Annotated in this window: 13 protein-coding genes and 1 tRNA gene; 4 read left to right on the top strand and 10 right to left on the bottom strand. The window is 61.9% G+C overall.

The window, feature by feature from the left end; all coding sequences use genetic code 11:
- Nucleotides 1–14: 14 nt before the first annotated feature.
- From LOKVESSMR4R_RS06775 to LOKVESSMR4R_RS06765, 3 genes are read left to right on the top strand one after another with little or no spacing between them, the layout of a single operon-like run.
- Nucleotides 15–1,526: a tripartite tricarboxylate transporter permease gene (locus LOKVESSMR4R_RS06775; protein WP_087206899.1), complete on the top strand. Its 1,512-nt coding sequence runs from the start codon at nucleotides 15–17 to the stop codon at nucleotides 1,524–1,526.
- Between the two features lie 51 nt (nucleotides 1,527–1,577).
- Nucleotides 1,578–3,089 carry an acyl--CoA ligase gene (locus LOKVESSMR4R_RS06770; RefSeq protein ID WP_087206897.1) on the top strand — a complete coding sequence of 504 codons (1,512 nt, stop codon included), beginning with the start codon at nucleotides 1,578–1,580 and terminating at the stop codon, nucleotides 3,087–3,089.
- A 5-nt stretch (nucleotides 3,090–3,094) separates the two neighbouring features.
- Complete coding sequence (locus LOKVESSMR4R_RS06765) at nucleotides 3,095–4,075, top strand: 2-dehydropantoate 2-reductase (RefSeq protein WP_087206895.1); 981 nt, start codon at nucleotides 3,095–3,097, stop codon at nucleotides 4,073–4,075.
- Between the two features lie 154 nt (nucleotides 4,076–4,229).
- Here the strand turns inward: LOKVESSMR4R_RS06765 and LOKVESSMR4R_RS06760 are convergent.
- Nucleotides 4,230–4,319, bottom strand: a tRNA-Ser gene (locus LOKVESSMR4R_RS06760).
- 126 nt (nucleotides 4,320–4,445) lie between these two features.
- Here LOKVESSMR4R_RS06760 and LOKVESSMR4R_RS06755 point away from each other — a divergent pair.
- Nucleotides 4,446–5,588 (top strand): AI-2E family transporter, encoded by a 1,143-nt coding sequence (locus LOKVESSMR4R_RS06755; RefSeq protein ID WP_204248737.1) that lies wholly within the window; start codon nucleotides 4,446–4,448, stop codon nucleotides 5,586–5,588.
- On the opposite strand, the gene LOKVESSMR4R_RS06750 is transcribed toward LOKVESSMR4R_RS06755, so the two are convergent.
- The 9 genes from LOKVESSMR4R_RS06750 to acuI form a co-directional block, all read right to left on the bottom strand.
- On the bottom strand, nucleotides 5,585–6,223 hold the full coding sequence (locus LOKVESSMR4R_RS06750) for a M35 family metallo-endopeptidase (protein ID WP_087206893.1): 639 nt from the start codon (nucleotides 6,221–6,223) through the stop codon (nucleotides 5,585–5,587). The genes LOKVESSMR4R_RS06755 and LOKVESSMR4R_RS06750 overlap by 4 nt on opposite strands.
- A 3-nt stretch (nucleotides 6,224–6,226) precedes the next feature.
- Nucleotides 6,227–6,943 carry an alanyl-tRNA editing protein gene (locus LOKVESSMR4R_RS06745; RefSeq protein ID WP_087206891.1) on the bottom strand — a complete coding sequence of 239 codons (717 nt, stop codon included), beginning with the start codon at nucleotides 6,941–6,943 and terminating at the stop codon, nucleotides 6,227–6,229.
- The gene (locus LOKVESSMR4R_RS06740) at nucleotides 6,940–9,252 is read right to left on the bottom strand and encodes a DUF3772 domain-containing protein (RefSeq protein ID WP_087206889.1); all 2,313 of its coding nucleotides are present in this window, start codon (nucleotides 9,250–9,252) and stop codon (nucleotides 6,940–6,942) included. The genes LOKVESSMR4R_RS06745 and LOKVESSMR4R_RS06740 overlap by 4 nt, the downstream gene beginning before the upstream one ends.
- Complete coding sequence (locus LOKVESSMR4R_RS06735) at nucleotides 9,249–10,283, bottom strand: cysteine synthase A (protein ID WP_420645903.1); 1,035 nt, start codon at nucleotides 10,281–10,283, stop codon at nucleotides 9,249–9,251. The genes LOKVESSMR4R_RS06740 and LOKVESSMR4R_RS06735 overlap by 4 nt, the downstream gene beginning before the upstream one ends.
- Before the next feature lie 103 nt (nucleotides 10,284–10,386).
- Nucleotides 10,387–10,851 (bottom strand): TrgA family protein, encoded by a 465-nt coding sequence (locus LOKVESSMR4R_RS06730; RefSeq protein WP_237331924.1) that lies wholly within the window; start codon nucleotides 10,849–10,851, stop codon nucleotides 10,387–10,389.
- A 41-nt stretch (nucleotides 10,852–10,892) separates the two neighbouring features.
- Entirely contained in the window at nucleotides 10,893–12,101 is a 1,209-nt protein-coding gene (locus LOKVESSMR4R_RS06725) for an SAM-dependent methyltransferase (protein WP_087206885.1), read from the bottom strand.
- A gap of 102 nt (nucleotides 12,102–12,203) precedes the next feature.
- Nucleotides 12,204–13,619, bottom strand: coding sequence for a cryptochrome/photolyase family protein (locus tag LOKVESSMR4R_RS06720; protein ID WP_087206883.1), 1,416 nt, complete (start codon nucleotides 13,617–13,619; stop codon nucleotides 12,204–12,206).
- On the bottom strand, nucleotides 13,616–14,830 hold the full coding sequence (locus LOKVESSMR4R_RS06715) for an aminotransferase class V-fold PLP-dependent enzyme (protein ID WP_087206881.1): 1,215 nt from the start codon (nucleotides 14,828–14,830) through the stop codon (nucleotides 13,616–13,618). The genes LOKVESSMR4R_RS06720 and LOKVESSMR4R_RS06715 overlap by 4 nt, the downstream gene beginning before the upstream one ends.
- Nucleotides 14,823–15,806 carry an acryloyl-CoA reductase gene (gene acuI / locus LOKVESSMR4R_RS06710; RefSeq protein ID WP_087206879.1) on the bottom strand — a complete coding sequence of 328 codons (984 nt, stop codon included), beginning with the start codon at nucleotides 15,804–15,806 and terminating at the stop codon, nucleotides 14,823–14,825. Before acuI ends, LOKVESSMR4R_RS06715 begins: the two co-directional genes overlap by 8 nt.
- Between the last annotated feature and the right edge of the window lie 73 nt (nucleotides 15,807–15,879).

Below are 15,879 nucleotides of genomic sequence, written 5' to 3'. Positions count from 1 at the left end.
AGCCGAGGTCTTCAATGGACGTCCTTTCCTTTCTTGCCGGTGGTATCTTGCTGGCGCTCGAACCGATCAATCTGGCCCTGATCATCGCCGGTGTCACCATCGGGCTGTTTATCGGCGCGATGCCGGGGCTGGGGTCGGTTAACGGTGTCGCGATCCTGTTGCCGATCACCTTTCTTGTGCCGCCCAATTCGGCGATCATCTTTCTGGCGGCGATCTATTATGGCGCGATGTATGGCGGGGCGATTTCATCGGTCACGCTGGGGATACCGGGCGCATCAACGGCAGTGGCGACAACCTTTGACGGGCGACCATTGGCGCTGAAAGGGCGGGCAAGCCTGGCCTTGGTCACGGCGGCGCTGGCGTCATTCGTGGGCGGGACGGTCGCCACGGTGCTCTTCACGCTTTTCGCGCCTGTGCTTGCATCGACGGCTTTGTCCTTTGGGCCGCCGGAAATCTTTGCGCTGATGCTGCTGGCCTTTGCGACTTTCGTCGGGCTGGGCGGCGACGACATCCCCAAGACCATCTTTTCGATCTGTCTGGGGCTTGTTCTGGCAGCGGTCGGCTTTGATACGATCTCGGGCGAGCCGCGCATGGTCTTGTTCGAGATTGACGGTTTCATGCGCGGGATCGGCTTTATCGTGCTGGCCATCGGGGTCTATGGGATCGGGGAAATGCTCTGGACCATCGAGCAGACACGCGGCGAGGTCACCACCACGAACCCCAAGATGACGGCAAAAGGCATGATGTCAGACGCCAAAGAGGCGGTGCAGCGCGGATGGAAAGGCACATGGATCGGGTCGCTGATCGGGTTTTTCGTGGGCATCCTGCCAGCGGCGGGCGCGACACCGGGATCACTGATGTCTTATGGCGTGGCCAAGATGCTGTCCAAAACGCCCGAGGAATATGGCAATGGCTCTCCCGATGGGGTGGCCGCGCCCGAAGCGGCGAATAATTCCGCCTCGACCGGCTCTATGTTGCCGATGCTGACGCTGGGCATTCCCGGGTCACCGACAACGGCCATCTTGCTGGGCGGGATGGTGATCTGGGGCCTGACCCCCGGCCCACGCCTGTTTCTTGACCAGACCGAATTCGTCTGGGGCCTGATCGGGTCTTTCTATATCTCGAATATCGCGGCCCTTGCAATCAACCTGGCCTTCATCCCGCTGTTTGTCTGGATGCTGCGGATGCCTTTTACGATCCTGGCACCGCTGATCTTTGTCTTGTCGATCATCGGCGGTTTTGCGGCCTCGCGCAGCATGCATGATATCTGGCTGATCGTGATCTTCGGGCTGGCGGCATTCTTTTTGCGCAAATTCGACTATCCGCTGGCCCCTGCCGTGCTGGCCATCGTGCTGGGCCCGATTGCCGAACCCACGCTGCGCCAATCGCTGCTGTTGTCTTCGGGCGATCCGATGATCTTTTTCACCCGTCCCATCGCCGGGCCGATCACGATCATCGCGATCATCTTGATCTTTTTGCCCGCCATCAAGCTGTTACGCCGCAAGCGGCGTCTGGCAAAGACATAGACCAGGCCCCCAGGCCAGATGAAATCAGACCACCAACAAGAGAGAAATTCGATGCAGACACTTGCAGAGCTGATCCAGCGGCACCCTGATACCGCAAAGGCCATTGGCGCCCCCGGACGGGACTGGATGACCTATGGACAACTGGGCACATTAACCCAATCGGTGCGCAGATCGCTGCGCAATGCCGGTGTGGGCGCGCAGGACCGTGTCGCCATCGTCTTGCCCAATGGGCCGGAAATGGCCGCAGCCTTTGTGACCGTGGCGCAATCGGCCACCACGGCCCCGCTGAACCCGGCCTATAAAGAAGATGAATTCGCCTTCTACCTAGACGACCTCAAGGCCCGCGCGATCATTGTCGAGGCAGGCTATGACGGCCCTGCCCGCGCGGCGGCCAAGCGGTTTGGTCTGCGCGTGATCGAATTGACTGCGACCGACCCCGCAGGCGCCTTTACCCTGTCTACCGATGCGACCGGCACGGCGGAGGACAGCAGCCCCACGGCGGATGATGTGGCGCTGATCCTGCATACATCGGGGACCACCTCGCGCCCCAAGATCGTGCCGCTGCTGCAGGCCAATATCGCGGCATCGGCTGTGCATATCGGCGCATCGCTGGCATTGACCCCTGCGGACCGCTGCATGAATGTGATGCCGCTGTTTCATATCCACGGGCTGATTGCCGCCGTATCCGCCAGCCTTGCCGCAGGCGGGTCTGTCTGGTGCGCGCCGGGTTTCGACGCGCTCAAATTCTTTGGCTGGATGGAAGAGGCGCGCCCGACGTGGTATACCGCCGTGCCGACCATGCACCAGGCGATCCTGGCCCGTGCCGGTCGCAATGCGGCGACAATCGCGAATGTGCCGCTACGGTTTTTGCGGTCCTCTTCGGCCTCGCTGCCCGGCCCGGTGATGGAGGCGCTGGCCGAGACCTTCAAGGCCCCGGTGATCGAAGGCTATGGCATGACCGAAGCCGCGCATCAGATGGCCTCTAACCCCTTGGGCGCGGGCAAACAAAAACCCGGATCGGTCGGGGTCGAGGCCGGGCCATTGGTCCGCGTCGCCCATGAGATCGAGAACCGGCTGGTCGATGGCGTGGGCGAGATCGTGATCTCTGGCCCCAATGTTACCCCCGGATACGAGGGCAATCCCGAGGCCAATGAAAAGAATTTCTTTGAAACCGACGGTCGGCGCTGGTTTCGCACCGGTGATCAGGGCGCGTTTGACGCCGAAGGCTATCTGACCCTGACCGGCCGGCTGAAAGAGATCATCAACCGTGGCGGCGAAAAGGTATCCCCGCTCGAGGTGGATGGCGTGCTTTCGGCCCATCCGGCGGTGGCGCAGGTGGTGACCTTTGCCATCCCGCATGACAAGCTGGGCGAGGATATCGGCGCTGCAATCGTGCTGAAAGAAGGCCAGGATGCCACCGAACGCGAGATCCGCGATTTCGCAAGCACAAGGCTGGTCGCCTTCAAAGTGCCGCGCAAGATATTGATCCTGAACGATATCCCAAAAGGTGCGACAGGTAAATTGCAACGTATCGGCCTGGCCGAGAAATTGGGGCTGGTGTAGAAACGATGAAAATCTGTATTTTTGGGGCCGGTGCGATCGGCGGCTATATGGGCGCAAAACTGGCCGAGGCCGGGGCCGATGTCAGCCTTGTCGCGCGCGGCCCGCATCTGGCGGCGATGCAAGAAAATGGCCTGACCCTGATCGAGGAAGGGGAAACCAAAACCTATCGGGTCAATGCCTCGGATGATCCGGCCGCTTTGGGGCATCAGGATTATGTGATCGTCACGCTCAAGGCGCATTCGGTGCCCCCCGTGGTGGACCGGATGCAACCGCTGATCGGGCCGGACACCACCATCGTTTCGGGCGTGAACGGGGTGCCGTGGTGGTATTTCCACAAGATCGGCGGCCCGCTCGAAGGCACGCGTCTGGCCTCGGTCGATCCGGGCGATGCGCAATGGAACGGCTTTGGTCCCGACCGCGTGCTGGGCTGCGTGGTCTATCCCGCCGCCGAGGTCATCGCCCCCGGTGTCGTCAAACATATCGAGGGTAACCGCTTTTCGCTGGGCGAGGCTGACGGGTCCAAATCCGCCCGCGCCACGCGCCTGTCAGAGGCGCTTGGCAAGGCCGGGCTCAAGGCCCCGGTGCGCCCCAAGATCCGCGACGAGATTTGGGTAAAGCTTTGGGGGAACCTGTCCTTTAACCCGATTTCCGCGCTGACCGATGCGACGCTTGACGTTTTATGCACCGATCCAGGCACCCGCGCCGTGGCGCGCAACATGATGCTGGAAGCCCAGCAGATCGCGGAAAAGCTGGGGGTGAAATTCCCCATCGATGTGGATCGGCGCATCGACGGCGGTGCGGGCGTGGGCGCGCACCGGACCTCGATGCTGCAAGATCTTGATGCCGGGCGCCCGATGGAGATTGACGCGCTGGTCGGATCGGTGCGCGAATTGGGACGGGTGACAGGCACCCCGACCCCGACCATCGACACCGTGCTGGCCCTTGTCAGCCTGCGCGCAAAATCAGCAGGCCTTTACGGCGCATGATGCGCAAACCCGGCCCCTCAGGTGCCGCCCGCCGGTGGCACCTGGGGGCGGTGTGGTGCTGTGCCAGTCGAAAGGACCAAGCGCGATCCGCAGACCCCGCCCCCTTTGAAACCAAATTCAAAAACGGCCCGATATCGGTCATGCAAAGGGGAAGTGGCGGACAGACAGGGATTCGAACCCTGGAGACGGTCTCCCGCCTACACACTTTCCAGGCGTGCGCCTTCGACCACTCGGCCACCTGTCCGTAGCGCGGGTTTAGCCGCAACATGGCAGACTTTGCAAGACCTTCCAGACGAATTGTTCTGCCTGTTTGCCCCGGCCCCGCAGCCTCGCTATATTGGCCCTATCCAAACGGAGCCGATGACACCTGATGCTGCATGACCCCCCCAAGCCAAGCCATCCGGAAAAGCGTGTCGATGCGGCCCGGCTACAGACCGGCGCGCTGATCATCATCGCCTTTGCCGTGGTGTTATTCCTGCTGGTGCAGGCGCGGTTCATCCTGATTTCGCTGGCAACCGCGATCATCCTGTTCAGCCTGACCGGCGATGTGATCAATTTCATCGCCCGCCAGCGGATCGGGCCTTTGCGCATTCCCAATGCCATTGCCAGCATCGCGGCCATGGTGCTGATCGCCACGGCCTTGCTGATCCTGACCTCGGTGCTGCTGGCGCAGGTCAATACCGTGCTGGTCACTACCCTGGCCTATACCGAACGCGCGCCATCGGCGATTGCCTCGATGTTCGGCTGGCTGGGCGAGGATAGCCAGGCTGCGATTTTCAACGCGGTCCGGTCCATCGATGCGTCCAGCTATCTGCGCAGCGCGGCGGGTCAGGCCAGCGGCATCACCCAGGCCACGGTGCTGGTGATCTTGTTCGTGGGCTTTTTATTCGCCGAACGGATCTGGTTTGATACCAAGCTGGAAAGCCTGATCGGAGACAAGGCCCAGGCCCTGCGGGTGCGCAAGATCATCCAATCGATCATCCACCGCGTGAACTATTACCTGCTGGTCAAGACCGTGATCAGCGGCATCACCGGGGCGATGGTCTATGCGCTGGCGCTGGTGTTCCAGCTGGAACTGGCGACGGCGCTGGGGATGATCGCCTTTGTGTTGAATTTCATTCCCAATATCGGCTCGATCATTGCGACCGGGCTGATCGCGCTGGTCGCCCATGTGCAATTCGGAGACCCCAATACCACGCTTGCGATTTTCGTGATCGCGACCGGTATCCAGTTTCTGAACGGCAATGTCATCGACCCGATGCTGATGGGCCGGGCGCTGCGGCTGTCCTCTTTCGGGATCATCCTGTCGCTGGCCTTTTGGGGGGCGGTCTGGGGCGTGCCGGGCATGTTCTTGTCGGTGCCGATCATGGTGATGTTGCTGGTGGTCTGCAGCCATGTCCCCCATCTGCGCCCTTTCGCGATCCTGCTATCGCGCGAAGGCCTGCCCGATACCGAACAGATGCTGAATGAAACCGCAAAGCGCGACATCACCCAAAGACCGCCAAAACCCTAGCGGTCGCTTTGCGGCGCGGGTTTGCCCGATACCGGCCGAGTGGCCCCAAAAGTCACGTCTTCGGTGAAATATTGATAGCTATCGGCATTGGTGATCGCGCGGGCCGGGGCGGTTTGCGCCATTTTCGCGCAGAGCCTGCGGGTATAGCAATGATCCGCCGTGCCGCCCGCGCTGCGGAAATGCGACAATTCATGCACCAGCGTGCCTTCGCGCGTTCCGGTGTTGGGGGCCATTCTGCCGGGCGGCAAGGCGCTCAGCGCGGGCATGTCGAAAAACGATGGGCAGAGATAGATATGATAGGGTTCGCTGACATAGACCCAGGCAAATTCGCCGTTGCGACAGCCCGGCGCGGCGGCATCATCGCATTGCAAGCTGACACCGCCGCCGCGGATCGCCTGCACCACACCTTTGAGCGTGGCGCGCACGGTTTCGGCATTGCCCTGCGCATAGGTCCCGAACCAGCGCGCGTAATCGGGCGTATCCGCAACCGCACTTGCGGCCTTGATCGTCTGGGATTTGGCCTGATCCAGCGTCGCGCGCAGGATATCGCCCTGCGCGGGGCTGCATTGCACCAGACTTTGCCCCAGCGCGGATTGCGCGGTAAACAACAAGACAGCCAGGATCATCGCGCGCATGGGTCAATCCAGATGCAGATAGACGCGCCGGTTCTGGCGGCCTTTCTTTTCGATCTTGCCGATCCGGACCGGCCCGATTTCCGATGTATTGGCGACATGGGTGCCGCCGCAGGGTTGCAGATCGGCGGTTTCAGCGCCAATGCCGATCCGCACCAGCCGGATCTGGCCTGACCCGCGCGGTGGCTGGACCGACATCGTCTTGACCAGATCGGGCTGCGCATCAAGCGCGGCCTCGGTGATCCATTCGGCGGTCACTTCCATGTTGCAGCCGATCAGCCGGTTCAGCGCATCTTCGAGCGCGTCTTTATCCTCGAGCGCTTCTGGCATGTCGAAATCAAGCCGCCCCTTATCGGCCGCAATGGCCCCGCCCGAGACCGGCAGCGCGATCACGACCGATAACAAATGCAACGCTGTATGCATCCGCATATGGCGATATCGCCGGTCCCAGTTCAACTTTTGCGACAAAAGCTGCCCAACCGCCGGTAAGGGCGCAGCCTCGGCGGGCAGCAGGATGATGGTCTCGCCCGGCCCCTTGACGGCGGTGGCAATATCCAGCGTAGCCCCCGGCCAGGACAGCTGGCCGCTGTCGCCCGGCTGCCCGCCCGCTGTTGGATAGAACAGCGTGGCATCCAGCACGATCCCGCCTTCAGAGGTGATCTCTACCACCCGGCCCTCGGCCTGGCGGGCATAGGCATCATCACGAAACAGCATTTGGGTCATTGGGGCTGGCCTTTCAGGGTTTCGGGGTTGCGCAGCCACAAATCCTGCTGCGGGAAGGGGATTTCGATGCCTTCGGCGGCAAATCTGCGGGCGATTTCATGGTTCATCTCGGATCTTGTGACCAGCACGAAATTCACATCCCGCAGGATCGCCCGGATCTCAAAATCAAGCGAGCTGGCGCCGAAACCGGTGAACAGCACCGCAGGCGGCGGGCTGACGATGACCATCGGATGCGCCTCGGCGATTTCGCGCAGGATCTGCGCCACTTTGGCGGTATCGGTGCCATAGGCCACGCCCACCGGCACGATGACGCGGCCCACCAGATTGCCGCGCGTCCAATTGGTGACCTGCCCGCTGACCAGATCGGCATTCGGCACGATGACATCGGTGCGGTCAAAGGTCTCTATCCGGGTCGAGCGGACCGAAATCCCGCGCACATAGCCCATCTGGCCGCCCACCTCGATCCAATCGCCTTCGCTGATCGGGCGCTCGATCAGCAAGATGATGCCAGAGACGAAATTCGACACGATATTTTGCAGGCCAAAGCCGATCCCGACCGACAAGGCCCCCGCGACGATGGCCAGATTGGACAGATCAATCCCCGCAGATGTGATCGCGACCAGCGCCGCAAGCAGGATCCCGACATAGCCAAAACCCACCGCAATCGCATTCTGCCCGCCCAGATCAAGCCGGGTGCGGGGCAAGACACTGCGCCGCAGCGTCGCCTGCACAAAACGCGTCAGCCCAAAGCCCAGCGAAAACACGATGGCAAACATCAGGAAATCAGTCGGAGAGATCCGCGTTTCCCCCAGCGCGAAACCTTCGAGGAACCTGGTCCAGATTTCAAGAATATCATCGCTGCGCGCGCCCCAGATCATCGCGAAAACCGGCAGGCTGGCCAGATAGACCACAAAGCTGACAAGGATCGGCAGCAGCGCCAAAAGCCCCTTGGTGTCATCGGGGTTCTTGTAGCGCAGGCTCAGGTCATGGACGATCCGCTGCAAGACAAGGATCGCACCCACCACCGCCAGCGACAGGATCGAGGCGGTCAACAGCCCCTGCCCCGCGTCCGCGAAGCCCAGCAGCACCAGCCCCGGCCCCGCCACCGCGACCAGCGTGCAGACCCGCCCGACCTGCACCCTGATCTTTCCCTGCGTCGGCGGCGCGCTCTCGGCACTGATGGGTGGCGTCTGGATCAACCGGCCCAGCCGCCACAGCAAGACCCCCGCCGGGATGATCACCGGCAGGGCCATGGTGGCCGCCACCCCCGGCGCAAGCTCGATCGCGCCCGCCGCCGCCTGGAACAGCGCGCCCACCGCCAGCACCCAAGCCAGGGCCAGCGTCAGCCGTCTGGCATTGGCGCGGGTCTGCGGGCCATAGCCCAGATAGGTCGGCAGCGTGCCATCGCTGAACACTTGCCGGCCCAGCCACCAGCCCAGCACCACCATCATGCCCGCCTCTGGAATGGCCGCAATCACCGCCTGCCCGCGCAGCCCGAAGATCCCCAGCGTGTCCAGCCCGTTGGACAGCGCCACAAGCCCCGCGAAAGACACCAATATCTGCATCAGCGACAGCATGAACAGCCAGATCGGCAGCAAGAAGGTTTCACGATGCGACACTTTCAGCCGCAGCTGCACCAGCCACCAGCGCGCATAGCCGACCAGCAGCACCGCAAGCCCGATGAACAAGGCCGCGCGCGGCAGGTTCGCCAATAGCCGCCCATTGCCCGATTGCACCTGCAAACCCGCCAATGTTTCCGTGCCAAAGGTGCGGAACACCTGCCAGGTCGCCGTGGCCGCCGCAGGCCAAAGCACCGGGTTCAGCGGCGATGGCCCGCGCTGGAACAGCTGTGCTGTCTGTTGTTGCAGGATCTTGGTATCAAGTTCGCTGATCAGCCCATTGGCGCGCGCGAATGCCTCTTGCGCCAATGCGCGCGGGGCCAGCAGGGCGTCACGCTGCGCCTGTAGCGCAGCGCGCCTTTCGGCGATCTGGGCCGGTTCCTCGGCGGTTTCAGGCGGCGCGCCCAAAGCGGCCAGCTGTGCATTGACCGTTTCCAGCCGGTTGGCGTTGACATTGCTTTGCGCCGCGAAATGATCGCGCCAGCCCGCCAGTTCCGCGCGCAGCCGCATGATCGCGAATTCCGAGGATGTGTCGCGCATCACCAGCGTTTCGGCGCGTGTGGCCAGCGCCGACCAGGCCGCGCTATCGGCATAGGGCGCGCCGGGCAAGGGCGCTGTATCCTGCGCCGCCAAGGCCATCGGCCAAAGCAGGCAGGCCAGCAGCCCAAAGACCAGCGCGCGTGCCGTCATTCCGACACAAGCACCGAAGGCACAACGGGTTTGTCTTCCAGCCATTCGGGCACCGGCAGACCTTTTTCGCGCATGAATGCGGGGTTGTAGATCTTGGATTGATAGCGGCTGCCCAGATCGCACAGGATCGTCACGATCACATGCCCCGGCCCCATATCGCGCGCCATGCGCACCGCCCCCGCCATATTGATCGCGGTGGACCCGCCCATGCACAGACCTTCGTGCTGCATCAGGTCATAGATCAGCGGCAAGGCTTCGGCATCGGGGATCTGATAGGCGTAATCGGGTTTCAGCCCTTCCAGATTGGCGGTGATCCGCCCCTGCCCGATCCCTTCAGAGATCGAGCTTCCTTGGGATTTCAATTCACCCGATGTGTAATAATTATAAAGGGCGGCCCCTTCGGGATCGGCCAGCCCGATCTTGACGCCCTTGGGCTGCAAGGCCTGCGCTACACCGGCCAGCGTGCCGCCTGATCCGACCGCGCAGATGAACCCATCGACCTTGCCATCGGTCTGCGCCCAGATTTCGGGGGCGGTGGTTTCGACATGGGCCTGCCGATTGGCGATATTGTCAAATTGATTGGCCCAGATCACGCCATTGGGTTCGGTTGGACGCAGCGCCTCGGCCAGCCGTTCGGAATAGCGCACATAATTGTTGGGATTGCGATAAGGGGCGGCGGGCACCTCGACCAGCTTGGCCCCCGCAAGGCGCAACATGTCCTTTTTTTCCTGACTTTGGGTTTCAGGGATAACGATCACAGTCTTGAACCCCATCGAGGACCCCAACAGCGCCAGCCCGATGCCGGTATTGCCGGCCGTGCCTTCGACGATGGTGCCACCGGGGCGCAGATCGCCGCGCGCGATGGCATCCTTGATCATGTAAAGTGCGGCACGATCCTTGACCGATTGGCCGGGGTTCAGAAACTCGGCCTTGCCCAGAATGGTGCAGCCTGTCGCCTCTGACACGGCGCGCAGCTTGATCAGGGGGGTGTTGCCGATTGCTTCGGCGAAATCATTGCGGAACTGCATCATCGGGGCCTTTCATGCTACAATTGATGTGTAGAACCGCACCCGCCCGACATCAACCCATGCCGGCTCGCGCAATCACGGCCGCGTGGATGCAAAGCCCGCTGGCCTAGCGCGATCTTTGCGCCACCCATTCGGCCACCCATGCACAAAGCACAGCCCCCGCAAAAAGGCTGGTGATCAGGGTCGGATCGGTAAAGCGGCTGGCCTCGGCGATCATCAGATCAAAAATGCCAAGCACCGCATCTGACAGCGCCTGATAGCGGTTATGCATCGCATGGCGGATCATCAGCGCAAAGGCCACCACCAAAAGCGCCAGAAAGCCAAAGACAAAGCCCGCGGTCAGCCCGATCCCCAGTGCCGCGCCATAGCCATTGCCCAAGCGCCGCCCGACATAGACCCAGCCCAGATAGACCCCGATGATCACGCAGGCGGGCAGGAATATGGCTGGCGGTTGGCCTTGCAGGAAAAACGGCGTCGCCAGCCGGGCAAGATAAAAGCCCCAGATTGCGAAAACCACAGCCCCCACCAGCCGTGCAGCCGTGGGCATGGAAGAACGATACGACAACGCCATCGTGAAACCTTTTACTAACAACCAAACCCCGCGCCGCCCTGTCAGGTCGCGCGGGTCACCGTGATCTGCGTCACATCGCAGTTTCCGCTATGAAACGTCCCCGCGCAAGAGGTCAGGTAAAAGTTCCACATCCGCCGGAACCTGTCATCAAATCCCAGCGCGGCCACCTGATCCCAGCGGTCGTTGAACCTGTCGTGCCAGCGGCGCAGGGTCTGGCTGTAGCTTTCACCGAATTCGATGGATTGCGCGACCTGCAAGCCTGCTTTTTCGATCTCTTGGCGCAGCACCACGGGGCTGGGCAACATGCCGCCCGGAAAGATGTATTTCTGGATGAAATCCACGCCGCGTTTATAGACAGGCCAGCGGCGGTGATCGACGGTGATGATCTGCAAGGTCGCATTCTTGCCGGGCTTGAGCCGCTCGCGCAGGGTTTCGAAATAGACGGGCCAGTATTTTTCGCCCACGGCCTCGAACATCTCGATACTGGCGATCCCGTCATAAAGGCCCTTTTCGTCGCGGTAATCTTGCAGCTTGATCGTGACCAGATCGGCCAGACCCGCCTTTTGCATCCGCGCGACTGCGTAATCATGCTGCGCCTGGCTGATTGTCAGCCCGGTGACGCGCAGCCCGCGTTCCTTGGCGGCATATTCGGCAAAACCGCCCCAGCCACAGCCGATTTCCAGCACATGATCGCCGGGCTGCACGCCCATCTGGTCGACCATGCTTTTGTATTTCTCGGTCTGGCCGGTTTCCATGCTTTCCTGACCGGTCACGAATTTGGCCGAGGAATAGGTCATCGTGTCATCCAGCCACAGACCATAGAATTCATTGCCCAGATCATAATGATAGCTGATATTCTTGCGCGCCTGTTTCTTGGAATTGTTCTGCAACCAGAACCGCATCCGTTCATAGAACCGCACCAGAAACTGCCCCGGAAAGCCGTCATAGATATGTTCCATGTCATCATGCATCAGATCCATGAAGGCCATCAGATCCGGCGTGGACCACCAGCCGTCCATATAGGATTCGCAAAAGCCCAGATCGCCTTCGCGCACGGTGCGCGCAAAGACATCATCGTGATGGATATGCACCTCGGCGACATAGCCCGGCGCGGCCCCATCGGCACGGAAATGGCGGCCATCGGGCAGGATGATATCAAGACGCCCGCGTTTCATCGCCTTGAGCGCGTCAAAGACGTTGCTGAAATAGCGCGGCAGTCCGGTCTGCCCATGCGTGGTCGTCAGGATCATGCCTATTCCGTTCGTAAGATTTGATTCAACTGCAATAGCCAGCTAATTAACCTTTGCGCCAGTGAAGTCACGGCAATCCTTGCCAAAAACTTTGCGCAGGCATCAAAAACCACGGTTACCATAGGCGTCAAGCGCGCGGCGGCGCCCTTGTTCGGGGGTGACCACGGGGTCGGGATAGGCGGCATCTGCGCGCATCTGCCAGCTTTGCGGGATCATCGCGAAATAGGCCAGCGCGTCGTCATTTGGTTTGCGCTGCCCTTCGGCGATCCAGCGGGTCACATAGGCGCGGTCCTTGTCGAATTTATCCAGTTGCGTCACCGGGTTGAACACGCGGAAATAAGGCGTCGCATCCGGCCCCGACCCGGCCGACCATTGCCAGCCCATCGCATTGCTGGCGGGGTCCCAGTCGATCAGATGATCAGCGAACCAGTCCAGCCCGATTTTCCAATGCGTCATCAGATGTTTGGTCAGATAAGAGGCCACGATCATCCGCCCCCGGTTATGCATGGTGCCGGTCACATACATCTCGCGCATGGCCGCATCGACAAAGGGGATACCTGTGCGCCCTTGCTGCCAGGCCGCGACCTGGGGCGTGATGTCCGTATTCCACGGGAAAGCATCCCAATCCTCTTTCCAATTATCCGTCAGGATGCGCGGCGTGTGATGCGCCAGATGATAGGCGAATTCGCGCCAGACCAGTTCTTTCAGGAATACCTCGGCGTCACCCTTGCCGTGTCGCAAGGCGCGCTGGCCCGCGTGCCAGCAGATGCGCGGGCTGATTTCGCCAAAGGTCAGGTTTTCAGACAGGTTTGACGTGCCACGAATCCCCGGCAGGTCGCGGCCTTTGACATAATCACCCACACGGTCGGTGATAAAGGTGTCGAGCCTGTCCTGCGCCGCATCCTCGCCCACGGTGCAATGGCGGGCCAGAATATCCGCGCCGCGCTGCATCGGCTTGCGCAAATTCCAAGCGGCCAGATCGTCGCTGGCAGGCCAGTGCTGCGGCGCGATGATCTTGGCGGGTCGCGGCAAAGGTTCAGCCACATCCCTGCCGCGCACGGCATTCCACAGCGGGGTGTAGACCTTGTAAAACCCGCCGGTTTTCGTCTCGACCGTCCAAGGCTCAAACAACAGATGACCGGTGAAACTGCGCGCTGCGATCCCGTCCGCTTTCAGCGCGGATTTCACGGCGGCGTCGCGGTCATTGGCCGCCGCATGGTAAAGCCGCGACCAATAGACCGCCCCTGCCCCGGTTTGCCCGATCAGATCGCGCAAGACATCCAGCGCCGGCCCTTTGCGCAGGATCAGCCGGCTGCCGCGATCCGCCAGCGCCTTGGCGAATTGCGCCAGCGCCAGATCAAGCCGCAGCTTTTGTGCTGCGCCCAAGGATGCCACCTGATCGTCGTGGATGTAGACGGGAATCACAGGCTGCCCGCTGTCGCAGGCAGCGCTAAGCGCGGGATGGTCGGCAAGGCGCAGGTCGCGGCGGAACCAGACGATAATCGGTGCTTTTATCATAGCACCTGATCTAGCGCGCCCATCAACTGGTCAACCTCTGCCGCGCTGGTGTAATGCGTGAAACTGACCCGCAGCACGCCTTTGTCCAGATCGACCCCCATCGCCTGCAAAGGACGCTGGGCATAGAAATCGCCGCCTTCGGCCATGATCCCCAATGGCGCCAGCCGTGCCGCGACATCGGCAGCATTGCCTTGCAGCGCCATCGCCACGGTCGGCGCGCGGGTTGCGGCATCCGCAGGGCCGATCAGCCGCACGGAATTCTTGGCGCTGACGTAATCCAGCAGCGGTTTCAGCAGCGCCACTTCCTGCGCGCGCATCAGGTCATGCGCCAGACGCGCGGCATCGGCGCCCGTCCCACCGCCATGGTGCTGCGCCATCGCGTCGAAGTAATCCGCCATCCCCGCACTGGCCGCGATCTGCGCATGGTCGGGGCCTGCGGGGGTGAAGCGTTTGTAAAGCGTATCACCGTTGAAATGATGGCCCTGATTGGGCAGATCAAAGCCGAAATCTTCGCGGATCACCATGATCCCCTGATGCGGCCCGTAGGTTTTATAGGCGCTGAACAGATAGACATCACAGCCCAAAGCACCGACATCGGCAAAGCCATGCGGCGCATAGCTGACGCCATCGACACAGACCCGCGCGCCTGCCGCTTTGGCGATCCGGGTGATCGCAGTCACATCATTAATGGCCCCTATCACATTGGAACAATGTGGAAAACAGACCAAAGCTGTATCATCACCCAAAAGCTGCGCCAGATCATCGGGGTTCAGCAATCCGGTGTCAGGGTCCAGCTGCCATTCGACAATGCGGATGCCATCCTCGGCCAGCCTGCGCCATGGGCCGGAATTCGCCTCGTGGTCCTGATCGGTGACGATGATCTTTTGTCCCGGCTTGATCCAGCGGCGCACGGCCTGCGCCAGCACATAGGTGTTCTGGGTGGTGGACGGACCGAATGACAGCTCATGCGTCGCCACGCCCAGCATCGCGGCAAGGCGTGTGCGGGCCTCGTCCATCTCCGCACCGCCAAGGCGCGATGCCTCATAGGCGGAATAGGGCTGCACCTTGCGCTGGGTATAGAACCGGTGCAGGCGGTCGATCACCTGCTGGCAGGCATAAGACCCGCCCGCATTGCCGAAAAATGCCTGTCCTTGCAGGCCGGGTTCCGAAAAGGCGGGGAATTGCGCCCGCACCCATGCAAGATCAAGCATTCACATCCACCACGACACGGCCCTTTACCTTGCCTGCCAGAATATCCGCCCCCAGCTGCGGCAGATCGGACAGGGTCGCGGGCTGGATCATCGCGTCAAGCTTGTCCATCGGCAAATCCTTGGCGATCCGCGCCCAAGCACGCAGCCGGTTGTCATAAGGCTGCATCACGGAATCGATGCCCAAAAGGTTCACGCCACGCAACAGGAACGGAATGACCGTCGCAGGCAAGGCCGCGCCCCCGGCCAGCCCGACAGCGGCGACCGAGGCGCCATATTCCATCTGCCCCAGCACACGCGCCAGCATCGCACCACCCACGGCATCGACGCAGCCGCCCCATGTTTCGCCTTCCAGCGGGCGTTTGACGGTTTCGGCCAGATCTTCGCGGGCAACGATCTGGGTCGCGCCCAAAGATGTCAGGTAATCCGCCGTCTCGGGCCGTCCGGTGACAGCGGCGACCTGATAGCCCAGCTGCGCAAGGATCGCGGTGGCAACAGACCCCACGCCACCCGCAGCGCCCGTGACCAGCACCGGACCCGCCTTGATGCCGTGATCTTCCAGCGCCATGACCGCCAGCATCGCGGTAAACCCGGCAGTGCCAACGGCCATCGCCTGCCGCGTGCTCAGGCCATCGGGCAAGGGCACCAGCCAATCGGCCTTGACCCGCGCCTTTTGGGCATAGCCGCCCCAATGCGCCTCGCCCACGCGCCAGCCGGTCAGCACGACCTTGTCGCCCGGCGCATAGCGCGGATCATCTGACGCCTCGACCGTGCCGGCGAAATCAATGCCGGGGATATGGGGGTAATTGCGCACCAAACCGCCGCCCGGCCCGATGCACAGCCCGTCTTTGTAATTCACGGTGGAATAATCCACGGCAACGGTCACATCGGCGGCAGGCAGCCGGTCAAGCGTGATCTCCTGCACGGCGGCATGGGTTTTGCCGGTGTCATCCTTGTCAACAATCAGGGCCTTGAACATCTATTTCTCCTTGAAAATGGGGCGGAACCTTGGGGGCAGCGCAGGCATCGGCCCGCGCTGATCGGGGGGGTGA

Source organism: Yoonia vestfoldensis (assembly GCF_002158905.1).
GTDB classification, from domain to species: domain Bacteria; phylum Pseudomonadota; class Alphaproteobacteria; order Rhodobacterales; family Rhodobacteraceae; genus Yoonia; species Yoonia vestfoldensis_B.
This window is presented reverse-complemented; position numbering and strand designations above follow the sequence as displayed.

What these genes read in the sequence shown, in the direction of transcription:
- LOKVESSMR4R_RS06775 (WP_087206899.1), top strand. Translation starts at nt 15, where the DNA reads ATGGACGTCCTTTCCTTTCTTGCCGGTGGTATCTTGCTGGCGCTCGAA.
- LOKVESSMR4R_RS06770 (WP_087206897.1), top strand. Translation starts at nt 1,578, where the DNA reads ATGCAGACACTTGCAGAGCTGATCCAGCGGCACCCTGATACCGCAAAG.
- LOKVESSMR4R_RS06765 (WP_087206895.1), top strand. Translation starts at nt 3,095, where the DNA reads ATGAAAATCTGTATTTTTGGGGCCGGTGCGATCGGCGGCTATATGGGC.
- LOKVESSMR4R_RS06755 (WP_204248737.1), top strand. Translation starts at nt 4,446, where the DNA reads ATGCTGCATGACCCCCCCAAGCCAAGCCATCCGGAAAAGCGTGTCGAT.
- LOKVESSMR4R_RS06750 (WP_087206893.1), bottom strand. Translation starts at nt 6,223, where the DNA reads ATGCGCGCGATGATCCTGGCTGTCTTGTTGTTTACCGCGCAATCCGCG.
- LOKVESSMR4R_RS06745 (WP_087206891.1), bottom strand. Translation starts at nt 6,943, where the DNA reads ATGACCCAAATGCTGTTTCGTGATGATGCCTATGCCCGCCAGGCCGAG.
- LOKVESSMR4R_RS06740 (WP_087206889.1), bottom strand. Translation starts at nt 9,252, where the DNA reads ATGACGGCACGCGCGCTGGTCTTTGGGCTGCTGGCCTGCCTGCTTTGG.
- LOKVESSMR4R_RS06735 (WP_420645903.1), bottom strand. Translation starts at nt 10,283, where the DNA reads ATGATGCAGTTCCGCAATGATTTCGCCGAAGCAATCGGCAACACCCCC.
- LOKVESSMR4R_RS06730 (WP_237331924.1), bottom strand. Translation starts at nt 10,851, where the DNA reads ATGGCGTTGTCGTATCGTTCTTCCATGCCCACGGCTGCACGGCTGGTG.
- LOKVESSMR4R_RS06725 (WP_087206885.1), bottom strand. Translation starts at nt 12,101, where the DNA reads ATGATCCTGACGACCACGCATGGGCAGACCGGACTGCCGCGCTATTTC.
- LOKVESSMR4R_RS06720 (WP_087206883.1), bottom strand. Translation starts at nt 13,619, where the DNA reads ATGATAAAAGCACCGATTATCGTCTGGTTCCGCCGCGACCTGCGCCTT.
- LOKVESSMR4R_RS06715 (WP_087206881.1), bottom strand. Translation starts at nt 14,830, where the DNA reads ATGCTTGATCTTGCATGGGTGCGGGCGCAATTCCCCGCCTTTTCGGAA.
- acuI (WP_087206879.1), bottom strand. Translation starts at nt 15,806, where the DNA reads ATGTTCAAGGCCCTGATTGTTGACAAGGATGACACCGGCAAAACCCAT.